24 protein-coding genes are annotated in these 22,668 nt (G+C 34.5%); 15 read left to right on the top strand and 9 right to left on the bottom strand.

The features are described from left to right. Positions 1-60 precede the first annotated feature (60 nt). The 4 genes from NSR03_RS12390 (at position 61) to NSR03_RS12375 (ending at position 4,035) form a co-directional block, all read left to right on the top strand. Complete coding sequence (locus tag NSR03_RS12390; protein ID WP_069821106.1) at positions 61-1,314, top strand: M23 family metallopeptidase; 1,254 nt, start codon at positions 61-63, stop codon at positions 1,312-1,314. A gap of 152 nt (positions 1,315-1,466) precedes the next feature. Beyond that, complete coding sequence (locus NSR03_RS12385) at positions 1,467-2,213, top strand: glycerophosphodiester phosphodiesterase family protein (RefSeq protein ID WP_002506480.1); 747 nt, start codon at positions 1,467-1,469, stop codon at positions 2,211-2,213. Between the two features lie 194 nt (positions 2,214-2,407). Next, the gene (arr, locus tag NSR03_RS12380) at positions 2,408-2,836 is read left to right on the top strand and encodes an NAD(+)--rifampin ADP-ribosyltransferase (protein ID WP_002506481.1); all 429 of its coding nucleotides are present in this window, start codon (positions 2,408-2,410) and stop codon (positions 2,834-2,836) included. Between the two features lie 254 nt (positions 2,837-3,090). Beyond that, the gene (locus tag NSR03_RS12375) at positions 3,091-4,035 is read left to right on the top strand and encodes a TDT family transporter (protein ID WP_002506482.1); all 945 of its coding nucleotides are present in this window, start codon (positions 3,091-3,093) and stop codon (positions 4,033-4,035) included. A 113-nt stretch (positions 4,036-4,148) separates the two neighbouring features. On the opposite strand, the gene NSR03_RS12370 is transcribed toward NSR03_RS12375, so the two are convergent. Next, complete coding sequence (locus NSR03_RS12370) at positions 4,149-5,066, bottom strand: ketopantoate reductase family protein (protein WP_069821105.1); 918 nt, start codon at positions 5,064-5,066, stop codon at positions 4,149-4,151. Positions 5,067-5,211: 145 nt separating this feature from the next. Here NSR03_RS12370 and NSR03_RS12365 point away from each other — a divergent pair, with 145 nt between their 5' ends. From NSR03_RS12365 to NSR03_RS12350, 4 genes are all read left to right on the top strand, one after another. Next, positions 5,212-5,730 (top strand): TetR/AcrR family transcriptional regulator, encoded by a 519-nt coding sequence (locus NSR03_RS12365; RefSeq protein ID WP_069821104.1) that lies wholly within the window; start codon positions 5,212-5,214, stop codon positions 5,728-5,730. A gap of 81 nt (positions 5,731-5,811) precedes the next feature. Then, positions 5,812-6,270: a MarR family winged helix-turn-helix transcriptional regulator gene (locus tag NSR03_RS12360; protein WP_002511636.1), complete on the top strand. Its 459-nt coding sequence runs from the start codon at positions 5,812-5,814 to the stop codon at positions 6,268-6,270. Positions 6,271-6,372: 102 nt separating this feature from the next. Then, on the top strand, positions 6,373-7,308 hold the full coding sequence (locus NSR03_RS12355; protein ID WP_069821103.1) for a ketopantoate reductase family protein: 936 nt from the start codon (positions 6,373-6,375) through the stop codon (positions 7,306-7,308). Positions 7,309-7,398: 90 nt separating this feature from the next. Continuing rightward, positions 7,399-9,042, top strand: a complete 1,644-nt coding sequence (locus tag NSR03_RS12350; protein WP_069821102.1) for an alpha-keto acid decarboxylase family protein — start codon at positions 7,399-7,401, stop codon at positions 9,040-9,042. A gap of 154 nt (positions 9,043-9,196) precedes the next feature. Here NSR03_RS12350 and NSR03_RS12345 read toward each other — a convergent pair whose 3' ends face one another. Continuing rightward, on the bottom strand, positions 9,197-10,417 hold the full coding sequence (locus tag NSR03_RS12345; protein WP_002506488.1) for an NADH-dependent flavin oxidoreductase: 1,221 nt from the start codon (positions 10,415-10,417) through the stop codon (positions 9,197-9,199). 302 nt (positions 10,418-10,719) lie between these two features. Here NSR03_RS12345 and NSR03_RS12340 point away from each other — a divergent pair, with 302 nt between their 5' ends. The 6 genes from NSR03_RS12340 to NSR03_RS12315 all read left to right on the top strand — a co-directional run bounded on the left by NSR03_RS12340 (position 10,720) and on the right by NSR03_RS12315 (position 15,172). Continuing rightward, positions 10,720-11,724, top strand: coding sequence for an LLM class flavin-dependent oxidoreductase (locus tag NSR03_RS12340; RefSeq protein ID WP_069821101.1), 1,005 nt, complete (start codon positions 10,720-10,722; stop codon positions 11,722-11,724). 25 nt (positions 11,725-11,749) lie between these two features. After that, on the top strand, positions 11,750-12,082 hold the full coding sequence (locus tag NSR03_RS12335; protein WP_002506490.1) for a glycine cleavage system protein H: 333 nt from the start codon (positions 11,750-11,752) through the stop codon (positions 12,080-12,082). 3 nt (positions 12,083-12,085) lie between these two features. Beyond that, positions 12,086-12,871: a protein-ADP-ribose hydrolase gene (locus NSR03_RS12330; RefSeq protein WP_056936000.1), complete on the top strand. Its 786-nt coding sequence runs from the start codon at positions 12,086-12,088 to the stop codon at positions 12,869-12,871. After that, positions 12,864-13,748: an SIR2 family NAD-dependent protein deacylase gene (locus tag NSR03_RS12325; protein WP_069821100.1), complete on the top strand. Its 885-nt coding sequence runs from the start codon at positions 12,864-12,866 to the stop codon at positions 13,746-13,748. Before NSR03_RS12330 ends, NSR03_RS12325 begins: the two co-directional genes overlap by 8 nt. A 9-nt stretch (positions 13,749-13,757) precedes the next feature. Beyond that, a complete protein-coding gene (locus NSR03_RS12320) occupies positions 13,758-14,780 on the top strand; it encodes a lipoate--protein ligase (RefSeq protein ID WP_002511629.1) in 1,023 nt (340 codons plus the stop codon). 191 nt (positions 14,781-14,971) lie between these two features. Then, positions 14,972-15,172, top strand: a complete 201-nt coding sequence (locus tag NSR03_RS12315; RefSeq protein WP_002511628.1) for a hypothetical protein — start codon at positions 14,972-14,974, stop codon at positions 15,170-15,172. Between the two features lie 82 nt (positions 15,173-15,254). Here NSR03_RS12315 and NSR03_RS12310 read toward each other — a convergent pair whose 3' ends face one another. Together NSR03_RS12310 and NSR03_RS12305 are read right to left on the bottom strand one after the other, a co-directional pair. Next, the gene (locus NSR03_RS12310; RefSeq protein ID WP_002506495.1) at positions 15,255-15,587 is read right to left on the bottom strand and encodes a general stress protein; all 333 of its coding nucleotides are present in this window, start codon (positions 15,585-15,587) and stop codon (positions 15,255-15,257) included. Positions 15,588-15,611: 24 nt separating this feature from the next. Then, on the bottom strand, positions 15,612-16,037 hold the full coding sequence (locus NSR03_RS12305) for a hypothetical protein (RefSeq protein ID WP_069821099.1): 426 nt from the start codon (positions 16,035-16,037) through the stop codon (positions 15,612-15,614). Positions 16,038-16,284: 247 nt separating this feature from the next. Here NSR03_RS12305 and NSR03_RS12300 point away from each other — a divergent pair, with 247 nt between their 5' ends. Beyond that, complete coding sequence (locus tag NSR03_RS12300) at positions 16,285-17,274, top strand: Gfo/Idh/MocA family protein (protein WP_002506498.1); 990 nt, start codon at positions 16,285-16,287, stop codon at positions 17,272-17,274. Between the two features lie 148 nt (positions 17,275-17,422). Here the strand turns inward: NSR03_RS12300 and larC are convergent, their stop codons facing one another. The 5 genes from larC to NSR03_RS12275 are packed head-to-tail and all read right to left on the bottom strand — an operon-like array spanning position 17,423 to position 22,664. Next, entirely contained in the window at positions 17,423-18,601 is a 1,179-nt protein-coding gene (gene larC, locus NSR03_RS12295; RefSeq protein ID WP_069821098.1) for a nickel pincer cofactor biosynthesis protein LarC, read from the bottom strand. 16 nt (positions 18,602-18,617) lie between these two features. Next, positions 18,618-19,376, bottom strand: a complete 759-nt coding sequence (gene larB, locus NSR03_RS12290) for a nickel pincer cofactor biosynthesis protein LarB (RefSeq protein WP_069821097.1) — start codon at positions 19,374-19,376, stop codon at positions 18,618-18,620. 21 nt (positions 19,377-19,397) lie between these two features. Then, positions 19,398-20,222 (bottom strand): ATP-dependent sacrificial sulfur transferase LarE, encoded by an 825-nt coding sequence (gene larE / locus NSR03_RS12285; protein WP_069821096.1) that lies wholly within the window; start codon positions 20,220-20,222, stop codon positions 19,398-19,400. Between the two features lie 16 nt (positions 20,223-20,238). Further along, entirely contained in the window at positions 20,239-21,501 is a 1,263-nt protein-coding gene (larA, locus tag NSR03_RS12280; RefSeq protein ID WP_002511622.1) for a nickel-dependent lactate racemase, read from the bottom strand. Positions 21,502-21,503: 2 nt separating this feature from the next. Then, the gene (locus tag NSR03_RS12275) at positions 21,504-22,664 is read right to left on the bottom strand and encodes a 2-keto-3-deoxygluconate permease (protein ID WP_340719237.1); all 1,161 of its coding nucleotides are present in this window, start codon (positions 22,662-22,664) and stop codon (positions 21,504-21,506) included. Between the last annotated feature and the right edge of the window lie 4 nt (positions 22,665-22,668).

Below are 22,668 nucleotides of genomic sequence, written 5' to 3'. Positions count from 1 at the left end.
CTTTATATAATTTCTTTGCTATTGTTAGCTAAGGAAAAATTTTGGGAGGATTTATTAATTATGAAAAAAATCGTTACAGCAACAATTGCTACATTGTCATTGGGAGCAGTGGGCATAGCACAGTCAGACGCAGAAGCATCAGAGAATAATCAATCAGGTACGCAATATTCAAGTAACCAATCTACAAATGGTATATTTGAATATGGTTATATTGATGAAGATAATAATGGGAATTATCACCATACATTAGATGGAAACTGGGATCAATCAATGTTTGATCAACAACAATATTATTTCTATTTAATTGATGAAGAAGGAAATTACCATTATTACTATTTCCCTATGAATGATCAGGGCACAAACTCAACAAATACGAATGCAACAAGTGCATATAATGATAACAACTATAGTGCTGATAAAAGTCATGAAGCTGTTCAACAGAGTGGCTACGATGTAAATGAAGCACCAGCGCAATCACAAGAAGCACCACAAAGTTCTAATAATGAAGTTTCTGCTCAAACTTCATCACAAGAACAAAGCACAGCAGCTAACGACAACGCATCTTATACACAAAATAATACATCATCAAACGAAAACTATGAAAATAGTTATACGCGCAATGACGGTAATGGTGTTGAAGATGTAAAACAAAATGCAACATCAAATAATGTAGAGAACACAACAAATGCACCTGCTACAGAATCAACAAACACAAATAGTTCTAATGAAGGACAAGCTACACAACAAGAAGCGGCACCTTCATCAGAAGCTTCAAACAACAATGCATCATCAAACAGCAATAACAATGCGAGCACATCAGAAGCTTCAAATAACAATGCATCATCAAACAACAATAACAATGCGAGCACATCAGAAGCTTCAAATAACAATACATCATCAAACAATAATAACAGCACAAGTTCATCAAATTGGTTAACAAGTAATAGTCAAATGCAACCATATGGTCAATATCATGGTGGCGGGGCACATTACGGTGTGGACTATGCAATGGATGAAAACACACCAGTGTATTCATTAGCAGATGGTACTGTTGTTCAAAGTGGTTGGAGTAATTATGGTGGCGGAAACCAAGTTACAATCCAAGAACAAAACAGTGACAACTATCAATGGTATATGCACATGAATTCATTAAACGTTCAAAAAGGTGACCAAGTTAAAGAAGGACAACAAATCGGTGAGTCAGGTAGCACTGGTAACTCTACTGCACCACATTTACACTTCCAACGCATGGAAGGCGGAATTGGTAACGGTTATTCAGTAGACCCAACTTCATACGTAAACTCAAAAGCATAAATTAAAATGATAAAATAAAACGTTCTTGAAATTCTGTTATAGAATTCAAGGACGTTTTTTTATAGTAATATGCAGAATTAACAAAGAATATTTGAAATATCTTTAATACCATATCATACTTACATTAAATTTAAATTGAAGAGGATGATGGTATGTTTACTGTTTATGGACATAGAGGTTTACCAAGTAAAGCACCAGAAAATACGCTCGCGTCTTATAAAGAAGCTGGGAATACGCCTGGATTAAAATGGATAGAATTAGATGTAGCGATTACTAAAGATGAACAGTTGATTTTAATCCATGATGATTTTTTAGATCGAACAACGAATATGGTAGGAGAAGTGACACAATTAAATTATTCCGACATCAAAGATACATCAGCAGGTAGCTGGTTTGGCACAGAATTTGAAGCAGAAAAACTACCTACGTTTGATGAGGTTATTGAATTGGCAAATGCCTATAACATGAACTTAAACATTGAATTGAAGGGCGTTACAGGTCCGAATGGCACAGTATTATCAGAAAGTATGATTAAACAAGTTGCAGATAAACTAAAAAGATTAGATTCGGAGTTAAATGTATTGATATCAAGTTTTAATTTGGTTTTAGTGAAATTAGCAGAGCAGTTTATACCTGATTATGAGAGAGCTGTAATATTTAAATCAGCAGCTTTTGGTGATGATTGGAGAACGTTATTAGATTATTGTGGTTCGAAAATAGTGAATATAGAAGATGCGAAATTGACAGAAGCACGTGTTAAAAAAATTAAAAATGCTGGCTATGTATTAAACGTTTGGACAGTAAATAAGCAATTACGTGCAAATCAATTAGCAAATTGGGGCGTTGATGGTATTTTTACAGACAAAGCAGATGAAATGATTCATTTAGAAAGATTGTAAAATTGTATTTCTGGAGGGGATTAGGAAAGCAAATTCCGAATTTTGATTTTCTTCTGCTCTTTTTTAATATGATTTAAAATCAGAGGTCCTTTGTCTTAATTATACATTAAATAATAATATTATTATAGACTACTTCTTTATTGTTTATCAGTTTATACTGGTGAATAGCTTAGATGAAGAAGGAGTGTTGAACAATGGTAGAACAAAAAGAAGTGTTGGATCAAGGACCATTTTTTCATGGGACAAAGGCTGAATTACAAATAGGTGATTTACTACAAACACAGCGAATTTCTAATTATCAAAACCGTAAAATGAACCATATTTATTTTACTGGCGCTTTAGACACAGCTAAGTGGGGGGCAGAACTTTCGGCTACATTAGCTGACGAACCGGCACAAGAATATATTTATATTATTGAACCCATTGGGGCATTTGAAAATGATCCTAATGTCACAGATAAAAAATTTCCTGGTAACCCAACTCGCTCATATCGCTCGAAGGAACCTTTGAGAATTGTAGCAAAATTAGCTACATGGGAACGACACTCGAATCATGATATTGAACAAATGTTAAAAGGGTTAGCACAATTACGTAAAGATGGATTAGACATTATTGAAGATTAATATACAATTGTAATGAAAATAATGTAAAGCAGTCTATAATTAATAACAGTGGGCTGCTTGTTTATATAAAAAAAGATTATTCCCAGTGAGGTATTATCTGTCACATATTAGTGTTAAAATTCATTTGATAAATGAGAAGAATCATATCGGCTTTCAAAGCAATATAAACAGATGTAACGCTTGGAATTCGATAAAATAGTATAGTTATAATGTATGTAATATTCAAATATAAATAAAAAGGATTAATAAATGATATGTTTCGAAAATTTATAAGTGTAATACCGACTGCTATTTGTGGCTTAGCATTGGGTATTTCAGCATTAAGTAATCTTTTGTACATTATGGATAGGAATGTTTTAGCTACAATATTTTTAATTATTAGTGTTATTGTGGTTGGATTATTTATACTAAAATGTATACAATTTCCTAGCATTGTATTGAAAGAATTATCTGACCGTAATATATGTGCGACTTTTCCCACGTTTACAATGACGTTTCTGACATTACTCTATATCTTATACCACCAACTGAATATTACCTGGGAAATCATAATTTGGTTGTGGTGGTTCGTTGTGATACTGCAGTTTGTTATTATTGGGTTATTTATTTATTACCATATTTATTTACATGAAAATGAACGTATCGTTCCGAGTACCAGTTGGTTTGTTACATTTGTGGGAATTGGCGTTATTTCAGAAACTGCTGAAGATTTTTCACCATTCTTTGGGGAATTGATCGTGTATATTGCGACGCTATGCTTTTTAGTATTAATATGTGTCGTACTGTTTAAAAAGACATGGCGATTATATAACGAAAATCAATTTCCTATGACAATCATCATAGCAGCACCAGCTTCACTTTGTTTAAACGGTTATTTATTAAGTGTAGTACATACACAAATGTTTTACATTATAACGATGTTGATTATCTCTCAACTCATATTTATATACTCATTAACATTTATACCGAAATTATATAAATTGAATTTTAGATTTTCATTCTCAGCATTAACCTTCCCGTGGGTGACAACAGCGACATCACTCTATAACTTACTTGAAATTGAATCTTTACCTCATAAAGTACAAAGTGTGTTGTATTTTGTAATGATATTTGAAGTGATATTTGCAATCGTGACTGTGATTTACGTGATTTTAGGATATGCTTCATTTCTAAAGAAACGTACAATTGAAATAAAATAACCTAAATTAAAGAATGAACCTATCATCTAGTCAGCATAGTGGGAGTGGGTATACGAAATTAAATTTTGATTTCGTATACCCACTCCTTTTTAACTGCAATGAATTGAGTCGTTTTAACTGACGGATTTGCTCGCTTCAAATAGAGCATCTAGATGACTTGTAGTTAGTGCTGTATTTTGATTGAGTACTTTAACATCGTTATAAAGTGCTTCAAGCTCTTTAAAAGAACCTTGTGTTTGATTGATGAGGCCAATGTTCATAACTGTTTTTAATACTATATTGGATAATCCTTTGAAATTTTTAAATATAATAGACTGTGCTTTTGGTTTTATAGTATGGCCTTTGTGTTCTAACAATTGATGTAGTTCAGTAAAAGCAGCTATCGTTTCTTTGGTTAACGTCTGCGCGTTAGTGTTTTGGTTTTGTTTTAGAATAAATAGCATGTTTAAAGGTAAGACTAAAGCAGCGTGTGACATCAACCAATCTTCAAAGTTCTGTTCATAAGTTAGTTTGATTTTCGCATTTTTAAATATTGAATTTAGTTTGTCTGAGAATGTAATTTCTCCATGCATGTTTCCTACTTTGAGCTCTCCAGCATTAAATCTTAAAATATTAATATGGCTTGCTTCTCTTGAACCACCAGTCATTAAAAAGCCGAAAGTGATATGCTTAAGGTGATTACTCTGTTGCGTCAATGTGCTTTGTAGTAATTTAGGATTCATGTTATTTCCAATGAAAATAATGTTTTCACTTTTGTTTTGAGCTAATGTTGGTACGACATTGTAAAAATCTGAATATTTCATAGTTACAAAAATAACATCATAAATATCATGTTCTGAAAGTGTACTTATCGTTGTTATATGTTCATTTGTCGTTTTTCTTTGCAATGAATGCTGAAGTTTCAAACCTTTTTGATTCAAGTGCTCTAAAGTTTTTCCACGTGCAAACATTGTAATGTCATTATCTTTGGTATTTAGTGCGTGAGCTAAAAATTGCCCCTGTACACCTGCACCATATATTAAAATTTTCATATCATTATCACTCCAATTTAATTATTGAACAATTGTTTAATAACTTGAAGTTATCATCAATAAGATTTAAACTCAATGAACAATACAACCTTGTTGATGTTTAATGAACAAATATTAAAAATTGTTGAAATTAAAAGGAGTTAAAATGGATAAACGAAAAGAAAAATCCCAAAAACTTATTATTCGTAGCTTTGTTGAACTGATTAGAGAAAAAGACTTTGATAAAATATCGATGAATGATATTGCTCAACATGCCAATATAAATAGAGGTACGATTTATTTGAATTTTATAGATAAGTACGACATTTTAGATCATGCAATTGATTATATTTTGGGCGCAGCAGTTGATAAATGCAATATTTATCTTGCAGAATCAGGAAATAATAAAGAAACGTTGAGTGAAGTCATGTACGTGATTGACGATCAGTACGATATTTTGAAAACTTTGGTTAAAAAGTCAGATCTTAATATGCTTAAGCAAACATTATCAAAGAAAATGCGCGACACCATAAATAAACAAAACAGTGAAATTACTGCCCAGTTTTTATCTTCTGCTGTAGTAGGCGTTATTATATGGTGGATTGAAGAATCAAAACCATGTGATATAGATACTTTAGTAGGAGAACTTTCCGTATTATTGGAGCCACATTTAAAGCACTTGTAACAATCAACTGAACTGTTATAAATATATTAATTAGTAATCCCCCGCCGATGCGCTAAAAATTACAAAAAAGGAATGTGAATAATGGAAAGTAATAATAATGATTATGAGAATTTGTTATTTTATTTTGCTTACAAAACGTTTATAAATACAGCAGATGAAATTATTGAAGCATATGGCTTAAATAGACAACATCATAGGTTCTTATTTTTTATCGAAAAAGTACCTGGAATTACAATAAAAGATTTATTGAAAAGTTTAGAGATTTCTAAACAAGGCAGTCATGCAACGTTGAAAAAATTAAAAGATGAGGCATATATCACTGAACAACCAACCGAAACGGATAAACGTATTAAAGCCTTGTACCCCACAGAAAAAGGAACCAAATTAGTAAAAGAACTTAATAAGGCACAAAATGATTTATTTCAAGATATACAGAAAAAAGTTGGCAATGATTGGTATGCCATAATGGAAGAATTTGCTTCTTATCGTACAGGATTTCAAGAAGTAAAATATTTAAAAGACGAGAATAAGAAAGATTAAATGATTAAACAACTTTATACTATTTAAAAATTAAGAATTTTCTAACTATAGCGGAATTAACTTGCTGAATTACTATTATGAAATAAAAGGAAGGATGATTGTATGGTTAAGATAGCAATTGCAGGGGCAGGAGCAATGGGTGGTCGTGTTGGAACGCAAATTGCCGAAGCAGGATATGATGTAACTTTAATAGATTATTGGACAGAACATATTACAAATATTCAGCAACATGGCTTGAATATACAAACCGAAAAAGATACATATCATATTAATATCAAAGCGCAGTTGCCAGAACAAATCGATGAACAATATGATCTGATTATCATTTTAACAAAAGCAATGGATTCAGAAGCAATGATTGAGGCGTTGAATGAAGCTAATGCGATTAAAGAAACGACGGCGGTATTAACAATGATGAATGGCTTAGGACATGAAGAACGTTTTGCCAAAATTATACCAAAATCACAAATATTTTTAGCAGTAACGATGTGGACAGCAGGTTTAAGAGGGCCTGGACAAATACTGTTAGAAGGTACAGGAACAATAGAACTGCAGCGCGCAGACGGTGGGGAAGACTATCGTACAGAAGCAATTAATACAATTTTTAATAATGCAAAATTAAATTCTACAATCAGTGATAATGTCTTTGAATCTATATGGTCAAAAGCTACATTGAACAGTGTACTGAATCCATTATGCACGATCTTAGATAAAACAATAAACCAATTTTCACTATATGAACAAGCACGACAAATGGTTATTCCTATTATTGAAGAAATCGTGGCTGTGGCTCATGCACGAGGACTAGAACTCAATTTTGAAAATTTAATTAACAAAATTGAAGATGCTTATCCAATTGAATCACAAGGTTTACATTATCCATCAATGCATCAAGATTTATATAAAGGGCGGCTAACAGAAATAGATTATTTAAATGGACAAATTGTTACATACGGTAAAGCCTGTGGTGTGGCGACCCCACATAATGAAATGCTGACACATATGATTCATCAATTAGAATTAACATATAAAAAATAGTAAAAAATAAAGTCAACATCATTGACCTTTTATCTCTATTAAGTTAAGTTTGTAGTGTAATAGAGATGGATAAAAAAGGGGAAATGATGAATGAAAAAACGTATAGGACAATATTTAATGGACTGTATCAGCGCTGTAGGCGTCGATAAAGTATTCGGTGTGCCAGGTGACTTTAATCTGACTTTTCTAGATGATATTATTAGTCGCGATGATATGGACTGGGTTGGTAACACAAATGAATTAAATGCTAGTTATGCGGCTGACGGCTATGCGCGCTTAAAAGGGATAAGTGCAATGGTAACAACATTTGGTGTAGGAGAACTCAGTGCTGTTAACGGTATTGCTGGTGCATATGCTGAACGTGTGCCGGTTATTCAAATTACCGGTGCGCCTACAAGAGCAGTAGAAAAGGCAGGGAAGTATGTGCATCATTCCTTAGGAGAAGGAAATTTTGATGACTACAGAAAAATGTATGAACCGATTACGACGACACAAGCGTATCTTACGCCTGAAAATGCCCAGTCAGAAATTCCTAGAGTAATTGAAGCTGCATTAACTGAAAAACGCCCAGTGCATATACATTTACCAATTGACGTAGCAAGCGTAGAAATTGAAGTAGACCAACCGTTTGAAGTGCCACAACATCAGGGGATGGATGTTGCTAAGTATGTGAATATGATCAAAGAAAAGTTACAAAGTGCGGATAAACCAGTCATAATCACAGGCCATGAGATTAATAGTTTCGATTTACATGAAAAGCTTGAACAATTTGTGAATCTAACGCAAATTCCTGTAGCACAATTATCATTAGGCAAAGGTTCATTTAATGAAGAAAACCCATATTACATGGGTATTTATGATGGCTCATTAGCAGAAGAAGATATTAGAAATTACGTGGATCAAAGTGATGCAATTTTAAATATTGGAGCGAAATTAACAGATTCTGCAACTGCAGGATATTCATATCAATTTGATATTGATGATGTCGTTATGATTAATCATCGTCACTTTAAAATGAATGAAACGAAAGATATGGAAGTATCACTTATCGATTTATTGGATGGCTTAAATACAATTAATTACGTTAATGACGCAACGTTCCCTCAATTTCAACGTCCTAAAGAAAATCAATACGATTTGAATGGAGAACCTTTATCTCAAGCAACTTATTTCAAAATGATGCAAGATTTTATTAAGCAAGACGACGTGATATTAGCTGAACAAGGCACATCATTCTTTGGTGCTTATGATTTAGCGTTATACAGTAACAATAAATTTATAGGACAGCCATTATGGGGGTCAATTGGTTATACTTTACCAGCGACACTGGGTACGCAGATGGCGAACACACAGCGTAGAAATTTATTATTAATTGGAGACGGTTCCTTACAATTAACAGTACAAGAAATGTCTTCGATGATCAGAGCGCAAATCAAGCCGATTATTTTTGTTATCAATAATGATGGTTATACAGTAGAACGTAAAATTCATGGAGAAAATGCGTCATACAACGATATTAAAATGTGGGATTATAAATTATTACCAACAGTCTTCGGTGGAAAAGATGAAGTCATTGTGCACGATGTGACAACGAGTGAAACACTACAAAATACATTCCTCGAAATCGAGGCACAACCAGACATGATGCATCTAGTTGAAGTGAAGATGGCAGTACATGACGCACCACATAAATTAAATGCAATTGGCCAAGCATTTGCCAAACAAAATGGTTAAATTCACATAAAATGTAACAAGGAAGCATTGGACTTGATAAGGTCCAATGCTTTTTACATATTTTGAGATATTAATTCGTTTTTACAAAGCAAATACGCGATATAAAAAAGACAAACTAAGCTGTTTTATCTGCTCAGTTTGTCTGTATTTTAAATTAATCTTTTTCTATTGCTTTATAATCTACTTGATCATAGTTTGTTTCAAGTTTACGTAACTCGTCACGGGTTTCTTTTTTTAACCCTTCGCCGTAGTCCATCATTTTAACAATATCTTTAAATGCCGCATACGGGATTGCGAGTTCATCAATATCGTCGATGGTTACATGTAAATCAATATCCTCTGGACGGTCTTCTTGTAATTTTAAGACAAAATCTGGTTCCGTCACAAATGGAGACGACATTCCAACCATATCTGCATGTTGTAAGGCATCAAGCGCACTTTCAGGTGAATTAATACCACCACTAGCGATGACAGGAATTCTACCATCAAGGTAATCATGGACGACAGCATTGACATATTTTCCTGTGTGCTTGCCGTCAGAGCGGACTTTGTTTTGATAAATTTGACGCCCCCAACTTGCGATTGCTAAATATTGTATATTCGCTGTATCTAATACCCAATCCAGATGTTCGTTGAATTCGTCTATTGTATAACCGACATCACTCCCTCGTGTTTCCTCAGGTGTAGCGCGATAGCCTAAAATAAATTGTGGTGGTGCTTCTTTATCAATGACTTTTTGTACAGCAGCTAGTATTTCCAATCCGATACGAGCACGATTATCTAAACTTTGATTTCCGTATTGATCTGTACGTTGATTAGAAAAGGTAGAGAAAAATGTTTGTATAAGTAAGCGTTGGGCAGCTGAAACTTCTACACCATCAAAACCAGCTTGTATAGCACGAGAAGTTGCCTCCGCATATTGATGCGTTATAGAAGTGATTTTATCTAAAGACATAGCTAGAACGTCATGTTGAATAGGAGAATTTAAGGACATAGCGCTTGGGCCATAAACTTGGCCATAATTTAAGATGGCTTGATTTGAAAATCGTCCTGCGTGAGTCAGTTGTAAAATGGCTTTATTGCCATTTTTTTTCATTGCAGTTGCTAATTTTTTCAAACCAGGTATACAACTGTCATCAGTGATACTAAAACCATATTCAAATAATTGACCATAAGGTTCAATATAGGCTGCACCTGTTACTTGTAAGGGCGCAGCGTGTGCCCGGCGTTGTGCATAGCGTAAGTCTTGCTCAGTAATATGTCCGTCTTGTGTTGAGGAATTCGTAGTCATAGGTGATAGCACAAAACGGTTATTGAAGACGACGCCATTGGGGAACGTTAATGGTTCGAATAATGCTTGATAATGAGTTTTCATAACTATAACCTCGATCTTCGTTGTAATATGTAATTTTAAATTAACACTAATAGGATATCGTGGTCAATTAAATAAAAAATATGGTAATTTTTTCAAGCAAAATGTAACAAAAATTTTCTATATCAGTTATCCTAGAGGGTGAGGGTAATTTAAAAAAGGAAACATGTTTTGCAGATACGTGTCTAAAGTTTTGTACATGAATTTTAGCATAACTGAGATACGATATACACTCAAACGAAAGTGCTTACATTATAAGTACGACAAAGTATATAAGGTCAGTATTGGTGGAGGTGGTAACCAACGTGGTTCAATTGAATATTTTAGATTACGCTGTTATTGATGAAGGCAAGTCAGCACAAGATGCCTTACAGGATACAGTACGCTTAGCGCAATTAGCAGACAAACTTGGTTATAAGCGCTTTTGGATGACGGAACATCATAATGTACCGGCGTTTGCATGTAGTAGTCCAGAATTATTGATGATGCAATTACTGGCAAAGACGAAGCAAATCCGACTCGGTTCGGGTGGAGTGATGTTACCGCATTATAGTCCGTTTAAAGTGGCTGAAAATTTTCGATTATTAGAAGCATTTTACCCTAGGCGTGTAGACTTAGGTATCGGTAATAATTCAGGTACACCCAGTGTAAAACAAGCTATGAATGAAACGAAAACACATTTCTTAGACTACGAGCAGTCTATTACCGATGTGCGACATTATCTAACTGAGCGTGAATCAGAGCAACGTTTTAAACAAGTATTTGCACAACCTCGTGTTACTACTGTGCCTCAAATGTGGCTATTAAGTACGAGTGTACCGTCTGCACAAATGGCAGGACGTCAAGGCATGGGATATACACTGGGAACTTTTTTATTACCTAATGAAAAAGCAATTAAAAAAGCTGAAAGCAGTGTACAAGCTTATAGAGAAGCCTTTAAACCTACGGCATTAAATATGAAACCTACTGTTATGCTCACTACATTTGTTGCAGTTGCTGATACGGCATCAGAAGCAGATGCACTAGCTCAATCATTAGACGTTTGGCTACTAGGAAAACAACAATTTGCCGAATTTGAGCGTCTACCTTCTATCGAAACAGCGCAATCATATTCACGTTCTGAAAGAGATGAACGTTTGATTACTCAAAGCCGAGCTCGTATAATTGTAGGTACAAAAGAAAGTGCAAAAAAACAAATAGACACAATGATTCAAACATTTAATGCTGACGAAGTGATGGTTGTACCTTTGATACCAGACATAGCGCAACGCTGTCGTACAATCGAATTACTCGCGCAAATATATTTATAACAAATTGATGAAAGGAAGATATTTTATGAAAAAATTAGCTAATTATTTATGGGTAGAAAAAGTTGGAGAGCAGTACGTATACAGTATGACACCTGAATTGCAAGATGATGTAGGAACAGTAGGTTATGTTGAATTTATGGGTGGCGACGACATTAAAGTCGATGACGAAATTGTTAGTATTGAAGCTTCTAAAACAGTATTAGACGTTCAATCACCATTAGCAGGTAAAATTGTTGCACGTAATACAAAAGCTGAAGATGAACCAACGCTTTTAAATTCTGAAAAAGCTGAAGAAAATTGGTTGGTTAAATTAGAAAATGTTGACGAAGCAGCATTTAATGCACTTCCTGAGGCATAAATTATGCAACAAACAGAACGTTTAGCGTATTTAATTGAGTATTTGTGGCAAGAAACACATGACGGTGCCATTGCAGACTTACCTGATACGGAAACAGAACGTTTCGAAACGTTTCGAGGGTTAGTAAATGTAAGACCAGCAACACCGATTGAAGCTGATTTTATTGAGGTGCAAGATGCATTTTTGAAAAATTACAATGCGCAACAAGTTACGTCGTTAACATCATTAACCCCATATCTCAATGACGATATATATTTATGGCAAGGTGATATCACGCAGCTTGAGGTAGACGCTATTGTAAATGCTGCTAACAGTAAGCTGTTAGGCTGTTTTGAGCCGAATCATAACTGTATTGATAATATCATCCATACTAAAGCAGGCGTCCAGTTGCGTTTAGCTTGTGCAGATTTAATAGATAAACAAGGTAGACGTGAAGGTGTTGGTAAAGCAAAAATCACCCCTGGTTATAACTTGCCTGCTCAATATGTCATTCATACAGTAGGGCCACAAATTCGTAAAACACCGGTGTCACAAATGAACCGTGATTTACTTGCGCGCTCGTATCGAAGCTGTCTCGAACTTGCGGATCAGCAAAACTTATCAAGTATTGCTTTTTGTTGTATTTCAACAGGCGTATTTGGTTTTCCTCAAGATGAGGCTAGACAGATAGCAATTTCGACTGTAATGCAATATAAAAGAGAACATGATTCTGATATCACAGTTGTTTTCAATGTGTTTACAGATAAAGATGCTGCATTGTATAAGGAAGGACTGAAACATTATGACTGAATCAACTTGGGATGTCTTAAATACTAGTTATAATCGACAATCCGATATATTAGCAGATGCTTTAAATGAAGCGGACGCAGTTGTGATTGGGATAGGTGCCGGTATGTCAGCGTCAGATGGTTTTACGTATATAGGTGAACGTTTCACTCAAAATTTCCCGGATTTTATTAAAAAATACGGTTTCTTTGATATGCTACAAGCAAGCCTTCATACATTCGAAAGTTGGCAAGAATATTGGGCTTTTCAAAGTCGATTTGTTGCGCTGAATTATTTAGACCAACCTGTAGGCGCATCTTACACTGCGCTTAATCAAATTTTAAGTAATAAAGATTATCATATCATCACGACGAATGCAGATAATGCATTTGCGGTAGCTGATTTTGATTTGGATAAAGTTTTTCATATTCAAGGAGAGTATATCTTGTGGCAATGTAGTCAACATTGTCATGCGCAGACTTACCGTGATGATGCTGCAATACGTCAAATGATTGTAGAACAAGAGAATATGGAAGTACCACGAGAACTCTTGCCGCATTGTCCTGAATGTGATGCGCCCATGGAAATCAATAAACGAAAAGCACAAGTTGGTATGGTAGAGGATACTGATTTTCATGCGCAGTTATCTCGCTATAATCAGTTCCTTGATGCACATAAAGAAGATAAAGTATTATATCTAGAAATAGGTATCGGCTATACGACACCACAATATGTGAAACAACCTTTTCAACGCATGACACGACATAATCCAAATGCTTTATTTATGACAATGAATAAGAAAGCATATCGTATTCCAGAAAATATTCGAGATAGAACAATACATCTAACCGAAGATATTTCAACACTCATAACTGAAGCCAACAAAAAATTAACTATATAGGAGAACAATATGTATTTAATTGAACCTATTCGCAATGGCGAATATATAACAGACGGTGCAGTTGCATTAGCGATGCAAATTCACGTTAGCCAAAATATATTTTTAAATGAGGATATCTTATTCCCGTATATCTGTGATCCAAAAGTGGAGATAGGTCGTTTTCAAAATACTGCGGTAGAAATTAACCAAGATTATTTAGACGAACATGGTATTCAAGTTGTTCGCCGTGATACAGGTGGTGGCGCAGTTTATGTAGACAGTGGTGCAGTGAATATGTGTTGTATTTTAGAAAAAGACGATACAATTTATGGTAATTTTAAACGCTTTTACGAACCAGGTATACATGCTTTACATCAACTGGGTGCAACAGAAGTTGTGCAAAGTGGACGTAATGATTTAGCCATTCACGATAAAAAAGTATCTGGTGCAGCAATGACTTTGATTAAGGGACGTATCTATGGTGGCTATTCTTTATTATTGGATGTAGATTATGAACCTATGGTTAAAGTATTGAAGCCGAATCGTAAAAAAATAGAATCCAAAGGTATTAAATCCGTAAGATCACGTGTAGGCAATATTCGTGAATATTTGGCACCGGAATATCAAAATGTAACGATCCATGAATTTAAAGATCTGATGGTTAAAGAGATTTTAGACATTGATGATATGAATGACGCAAAGCGTTACGAATTAACTGATGCTGATTGGGAAGCCGTTGATGAAATGTTAGCGTCAAAATATAAAAATTGGGAATGGAATTTTGGTGGTTCCCCACGCTATGAATATAATAGAGACGCGAGATTAGCGGCAGGCACGATTGATATCTCTCTTTCGGTAGAAAAAGGACGTATTTCAGCATGTCGTATTTATGGAGATTTTTTTGGACAAGGCGACATTAAAGACGTTGAAGAACAACTCAAAGGCGTACGTGTAGTCAAAGAGGATTTATTAAAAGCTTTAAGTGAAATAGACATTACATATTATTTCGGTAAAGCTACTGCAGAAGAATTAGTAGATGTAATATTAAGTTAATAAAAATTGATAATTAAGGCTGAGGCATAAATTCATGTCTCAGCCTTAATTGTTACATTCACTTTCGTCACAACAATATTCAATGGTTTATAAATAGGTTGGTTATGTTTTCTTTGATTTGAAAAATACCTTAAGAGTAGAAGATGAAGAGACTCGAAATATAATCAGCTTTTACTTAAGGAGGTTGTAGCATGGATAAGCAACATATTAAAGAGGCTTTAAATAAGCATTCAGAAATAATTATCGAAACTATAGAACATGACCGCATTACTGTAAAGAAAATTGAAGATAACGACGATGAACAGTATTTACATGTATTGGAGCCTAAAGACCAAAAAGTAGAAATTGCTAAAATTACAGATCTTCAAGAAAATAACTTTAATCAATTATAATAAATATGTATAAAAGACTAATGTACCCCACATCCTAATTAAAAGAATACGGGGTACATTAGTTTAGCTAAATAATTTAATTTTAGAGTACATTAGCTGCGCGTTGATCTGTAACAATGAGTAGTACATTACCTTGATCCATAAGTTCTTCGTAATCTTGCGCATCACTTTCAGAAACGCCAAGAATTTGTAACTTATCTCTTAGTTGGTCACCTTGATTTTGTTCATCTTCGCCAACATCAGAACGATTGTAATCAATACCTGAGACTTCTGTATTTTTCACGATGCGTTCTGTATGATCTGCATCATGAGATAGAACATAAATATCTTTTGCATTAATTTTTTGATCTTTTAATGTGTTGATATTAATTTCAATGTCTTCATCATTTGAATAAGCTTTAACAATTGGTGTCATATACATACTCCTTTAACAATTGAATTATTTTATAATGCCACTATTTGTTTGTTCATTTTCATCAACCGTTTTAAGACGTGCGTAACGATCATGTGCGATATAAAATTTAGTGTGTTTAAGAGAAAAGTCATATAATTCTTCTCTTTTAATACCTTCAGGCATTTCAAATTCTGTTACGACTTTTTCTTCACTTTGATTTTCTACTTTTACGACTTGTTCAGGTTCAACATCTAATGTTTCTTTAGGATAAACCAAAACAATTGTTGTTTTACTTTCTTTAACATCTTCTAAATTTTCTATTTTAAAAGCTTCGCTAATATAGTTTGCTACTCTTTTTTCGCGTTTACGTTTTCTTTTATTAACTGCAGCTTCTTTTTTATAATTTTTTCGGAAAATGAAATAAATAATTAAAACAATTACTATAAATATTAAAAAATAAAATATGGACACAAAAATGCCTCCTTTATTTAAAGAATATAAAAAATAATCTCATGTTATACCTTTATATTAATTGTATACCACTAGTGAGATTTTCAAAACAAAATACGAATTGTATCAAGACTGTAGATTTTGAATTACATGATGAATTCAAATATAATGATATATTGAATGGGTTTTAAAATAGCTATTAACAATTTAATATTGCACCAAGTGATAACGTAGCATAATTTAGATTAAGTGAGAAGGAGAGACCAACATGAAATTAGGTATCGTAGGCGCGGGCAAGATCGTCAAAGAAGCATTACCAGTGATGGAAGAAATTTCAGACATTGAGTTTCATAGTATTGTTTCAACAGGAAGAAATCCAGAAAATGTAGAAAGTTTACAGAAACAGTTTAATATTAAAACAATTTTTACGGATTATAATGAGTTCCTTCAAGATGAAGGTATGGAAACGATTTATTTAGCTGTACCAAATCATCTGCATTTTGATTATGCACGCAAAGCAATTGAGCAACAGAAACATGTAATATGTGAAAAACCATTTACTTTAACTAAAGAAGAATTAACAACATTAAAAGCATTGGCTGAAGCGAACAACGTTATTATTATCGAAGCTATTACTAACCTGTATTTGAGTAATTATGATGTGTTAAAACAATCAGTGAGTGAAATAGGTACATGTAAAATAGCCCAATTTAATTATTCACAGTACTCTTCAAGATATGATAATTTTAAAAAAGGCATTATTCAACCTGCTTTCGATCCTGAGAAGGGCGGAGGTGCACTCATGGATATCAATGTATACAATATCCATTTAGCAGTTGGACTCTTCGGGATGCCTAAAGGTGTTACTTATTTTGCTAATGTTAAAAATGATATTGATACATCTGGTATCTTAAATCTTGATTATGGTGAAATGAAAGTTGTTTGTATTGGTGCAAAAGACTCTAGTTCTGACAATCAGTCTTACATTCAAGGTGAAAATGCAACAATTCATATTAAAGGTCCAACAAATGAATTGAAAGCGTTTGATCTTACATTTAATGACGGTGGTACACAATCATATCAAGTTAACCAACAAAAACATCGTATGTATGAGGAATTTGTGAAGATGGTTCAGATTATTAATGATAAAAATTTCGATTTAGCAGAAGAAAAGTTAGAACATAGTATTCAAGTTATTGAAGTATTAGAACTTGCATTAGATAGTGCAAATATTAAAGTGGGTCCTTCTTTAAAATAATTAAGCAATAAAAAATCCAGTACTTCACTTGAGTGTGAGTGCTGGATTTTATGTTGTTGATAGATTTTTTAATTTTGGAGCAGTCTTTTGTGTGGGGTATCCGCGGGTACAGACTCAGCCTGTAGTCTTTAGCTCGTGATAGACTATTTTAATCTTCTATTTTAATGTGGTTATGAACTTCGTGCTGAATTTCATTGTATACAGTTGAGAAAGTTTTGCCAGATTGGATTGCTGCATTTTTTACATCTTCAAATTCTGGTTTCGCTTTGATAATTTTATTATCCATCATGCCTATTTTTACTAATATAGCACCATACTTTGTGTGACTTGTTTGAAACTGACGATGGAGAATTTTGCGATTGACTGCATAACTTCTTACACCTAAAGAGCTTGTATTTTTAAGTATATAATCCTCAAAGTATTGTGCGTCATCAAATTTACTAATCACTGTAAGTTGTGTTGCGGGCCTACTTTTCTTCATCGTAATTGGAGTGAAGTAAGCATCTAGCGCACCGTCATCCAGTACTTGTTCGATAAAGAAACCGAGCATCTCTGGTGTCATATCATCAATCTGACACTCTATCACTTGGACTTGTGTTGGTGTGTTGTCTTTTACTGTATATTCAATTGTTCGTAAAATATTGGGGAAATCGAAATCTTTCGTGCCACAACCATAACCGATTTGCTCCATGGTTACTGCAGGTAAAGGACCGATTTCCGAAACTAATGCTTTAATAAAACCAGCGCCAGTTGGTGTTGTCAATTCACTGTTAACATCAAAGGACGCAAGCGGGATACCTTTGAGTATTTCAGCAGTCGCTGGTGCAGGTACTGGATAGACACCGTGTGCGATATTGATTTTACCGTTACCAGTTGGGATAGGCGAGGCATAGAGTTCATCAATTGCTAAATCTTCTAGTGCAAGACATCCGCCAATAATATCAATGATAGAGTCCATAGCGCCAACTTCATGAAAGTGAACATCTTCAACAGACATACCGTGAATTTTAGCTTCTGCGTGTGCAATCACGTCAAATACCCGGAGACTTCTTTCTTTCACTCTGCTTGGTAAGCTACTCTCTTTAATCATCTTAAAGACATCTGATGCTTTTCTATGATGGTGTGCTTCTTCGAAATCAATTTTAAGTGACATAGCTTGAATGCCTTCTTTGTTTTGAGTTGAGAAGTTAAGTTTGAAATGATTGAGCGGTAATGTTTTTAATTGTGTTTCAATAAAGGTGACATCTGCACCCAAATCTACAAGCGAAGACAATAGCATATCTCCAGCAATACCAGCATGACAATCAAGATAAATCGCTTTGGACATAATGTTTCACTCCGTTCTAAGCATTTTCAATCATTTTTATAATCATTGCGGCATTATAGCCACCACCAAATCCATTATCGATGTTGAGTACGCTCGAGCCAGGTGCACAAGAATTAACCATAGATAAGAGTGTGGTAACGCCATCTAAATTGGCGCCGTAACCAACACTCGTAGGTATTGAAAAAACTGGATGATCCACTAAGCCAGCAACGACGCTAGACAATGCACCTTCCATACCAGCAATAACTACGGACACCTTACTTTGACGAATGGTTTCGATATGTGCAAAAAGACGATGGATGCCAGAAACACCTACGTCATAAAAGCGCTGTACTGAAATACCCATAACTTCAGCTGTAATAGCTGCTTCTTCAGCTACAGGTAGGTCAGATGTACCCGCACAAATAATCGCTGCAAAATGTTCGGTTTTGCTAATTGTATTAACGGGTGTACAAACAATACGTGCTGTCTCATGGTATTCAAGTTGTGGATACTTAGCAATGATATTGTCTGCTTTACTTTGATCGATTCTAGTAATTAAGATGACTTCATTATGCTTTATTAAAGTGTGTACGATTTCGTCTAATTGGGTTACAGTTTTCCCTTCACCAAATATAACTTCAGGAAAGCCTTGTCGTTTTGTTCTGTGTGAATCAATTTTTGCGAAACCTAATTCATCATAATGACTTAATTTATCTTTGGCTTCTGTAATGGAAAGCTCGTTCTCTTTAACTGCTAAAAGTAATGACTCTATTGTGTCTTGGTTTTCAGTCATAGTTTCGCCACCTTTATTTTGTTAAATCTCATCTTGTGTATTGATGACTTCATTCATGCTACCTGTACGATAACCTTCTAAATCAATAGTTACATAATCAAAACCAAGTTCTTTCAAGCGAAGTGTAATTTGATTTTTAAATTGAATCACTACTGGGATATCTGTGTCGTCTACTTCTATTCTTGCGATATTATTATGATAGCGTACTCTGACATGATTAATGTTGAAGCTTAAAATGAATTTTTCAGCTTCATTTACTTTGTTAACCTTTGTGAAATTTAAAGGCTCACCATAAGGGATTCGAGAAGCCAAGCTACACAAAGCAGGCTTATTCCATACAGGGAGATCATTAGATTTACTTAGCGCTCTAATTTCAGATTTATATAATTCAACTTCTTGTAGCACACTTCTAACACCGAATTCAGTTCTTGCTTTGAGTCCAGGTCTGAAGTCATCTAAATCATCCATAATTATACCGTCGACGACATAGTCGAAGTTGTAGTTTACTCTCAAGTCTTCAAGTTTTGAATATAATAAACGTTTACTGTAATACCAACTACTTGGTGTGTTTTCAACTATATTTGGATCTTTTAATTCTTCAATTTCAGTTTCTATCACATTGGCATTAAGTGATTTACCTAGACGCAGGGCTTGATCAAATTCTTCATTTCTAAATAACTCGGATTTTACAATAACTGCTTTTACATTATCAGTGCCGAGTACATCGATGGCTTTCTTTAATACAAAGCTGCTATCTACACCACCTGAAAACGCGACGATTACACGATTCATATCTTTTAATACACGTTCTAATTGTTGTTCTTTAGTTAATACTTTAGTTAACATAATGATTCCTCCTAAATTATGATTCTACGTATGGAATAGTAAGTGGTCCAAGTGGCATAACACCTATCGTCATATCTTTTCCATATTTATCTTCTAATGCTTTAAGTGTCTCATTTATATTATGCACTGGATGCAACATGGCATCTTTGGTTTGTTGGTCACTGAGTTTAGAATATAAATAAACATCAGCGAAAGTTTGAATCACAGCTTGTTTTTGTACTTGCCATTGGTCAAGCATCGCGAAGTTAGGATCACTGATCATGTCGACAAGCCCTTGAGGAGAGTCAGCCATTTTTAGTATCTCTGCATAATTACCATGATTAGGATAGCCATCGCTACATTCAGATAACATAATAATGCTGCCACCTTCTTTAACTACTTTATGTGCTGCACTCATGCCTTTAACTGTTTGATATAAGTTTTGATCTAAAGGATAGCCGGAGTTAGAAGCAATCACGACATCAAAACGCTCATCACACTTGAACATAGCATGTGCTTTGGCATATTCACACCCTTTATCATGTGCTTCATATAATTCACCAGCAAATACTTCGGTAATCGCTTTCTCTTTATTCAACGTGACGTTGAGCATAAAGTCTGGTTTACACATTGCATTGATTTCCCGGGTCATATTTTGAACAGGATTATCTTGCATATTGCCCCAAGTTGAACGTATATCGCCAATCATTTTAGCGTTATGGAAGGTCATAATTGTTTCTATGCCAGCAATACCAGGCATAATACCTTTAGGCCCACCAGAGAAGCCAGCGAAGAAGTGAGGTTCGATAAAACCGGTGACAATTTTAAAGTCAGATTCAACATAATCTTTGTTCAGGTATACATCACAACCATATTGACTATGGCCTACTTTTTTAAGCGTATCCTTATCATTACAATGATTATGTACAATTTTCACTTTGCTCACTATGTCTTCACCAAGCATTTGTACAAGTTCTTCTCGTGTTTGATCGCGATGTGTACCTGTACCATTGATAATCACAAAGTTTTCTAAAGGTACGTGGGCTAATGTTTCTATCAGTAATGGTACGAGAATGTGATTGGGTGTCGGTCGTGTGATGTCACTAATAACAATAGATACAGTTTGGTTAGCACTCACCATGTCTTGCAATGGTTCTGAGCCAATTGGATTATTTAGGGCTGTACGTATTGCTGTTACATGATCTTCAAGTGGATCAATGTTTTTGGGTTCAATTAGAACGCTTTGCTCCGGCAAGTCAACTTCAACATTTGATTTGCCGTATAATATTGTAGTCTTCAAAGTTAATCCTCCTTTTTAGTTAAAGCGCTTTCATAATTAGCGGCATTTGTGGCTTGTTTTAACTTAGGAAATGCTTTGTGATTGGTTTTAAAATGTTCCTGAGTGCCATCAATGCCTTTGCGCTTCTGGTATTGATCTACCATGATAACAGCAATTGGACATAAAATCGCCGTAGTAATAGCAGAAACTGAAATTTGAGCTGTCGCGATAGGCGCTACTTTTTCTATCATAGCAAATTCACTTTGGCTCAAATTACCACCTGCTGCAGTTGAAGCGGCTGCGACAACTGCAGCAGGTGTAGAAACGGCGTTACCTGCAGTAGACGATTCTGAAATAGGACCGATGACACTTTTCTCTTTAAATAGTTTAAAGGCAATTACACCTGTCACAGCTGTACAGACAAATGTAAGTAATGCTAATGTGAGACCACCAGATAATACTGAGAAATTAAAGAATTCAGCTAAATTCATTCCTGCTCCTAATGAAAAGGCAAAGAAGGGAATGAGTAATGATTCTCCTGGTCGTAAAAATTCTGCGATTTTAGGATCTAAGTTACCTAAGAGCATACCTATTGCGAGTGGTAATAACACAGAAACGAAAGAAATGACTGGAAAATTCGTACCGATAAATCCTAAAGATATTAATGTAAGTAAAGGACCATCATTAATAGCTAATATAGATAAACCACCGATATCAGAGCGGTTACCATATGCACTTGTTAGCGCAGCATACATTCCGCTGTTACTATTGGTCATTGCTGCAATAATTGCTATTGTAGATAAACCGAATAACCCTGTCCATGGATCAAATATAGCGCCAAGTAATAGACCAACGCCTAACCCCGAAAAATATTTCGTTGATGTTAATATCATACCTTTTTTTAACGCTTTGCCACCAATCTTTAAATTCATTTGACTTCCTACACAAAAGATAAATAGGGCTATTAAAACGAGCGCACTATCTTTAAATAAATCCTGAGAAAAACCGCCAATTTGCAACATTTCATAATGTCCTTCTTCAGTCTTTGGAGCCCCTAAAAATTTCAAACCATTCGTAATAAAATTCAAGTGCAATTGATCAATCGTGTTGATTGCAGCACCTAATAATAACGGAACAACCATCAAGCCACCAGGTACTTTTTCAATCGTATCTTTAATTCTCATAACG

The organism is Staphylococcus sp. FSL W8-1207 (genome assembly GCF_038003745.1).
In the GTDB taxonomy this organism is placed as follows: Bacteria; Bacillota; Bacilli; order Staphylococcales; family Staphylococcaceae; genus Staphylococcus; species Staphylococcus equorum.
This window is presented reverse-complemented; position numbering and strand designations above follow the sequence as displayed.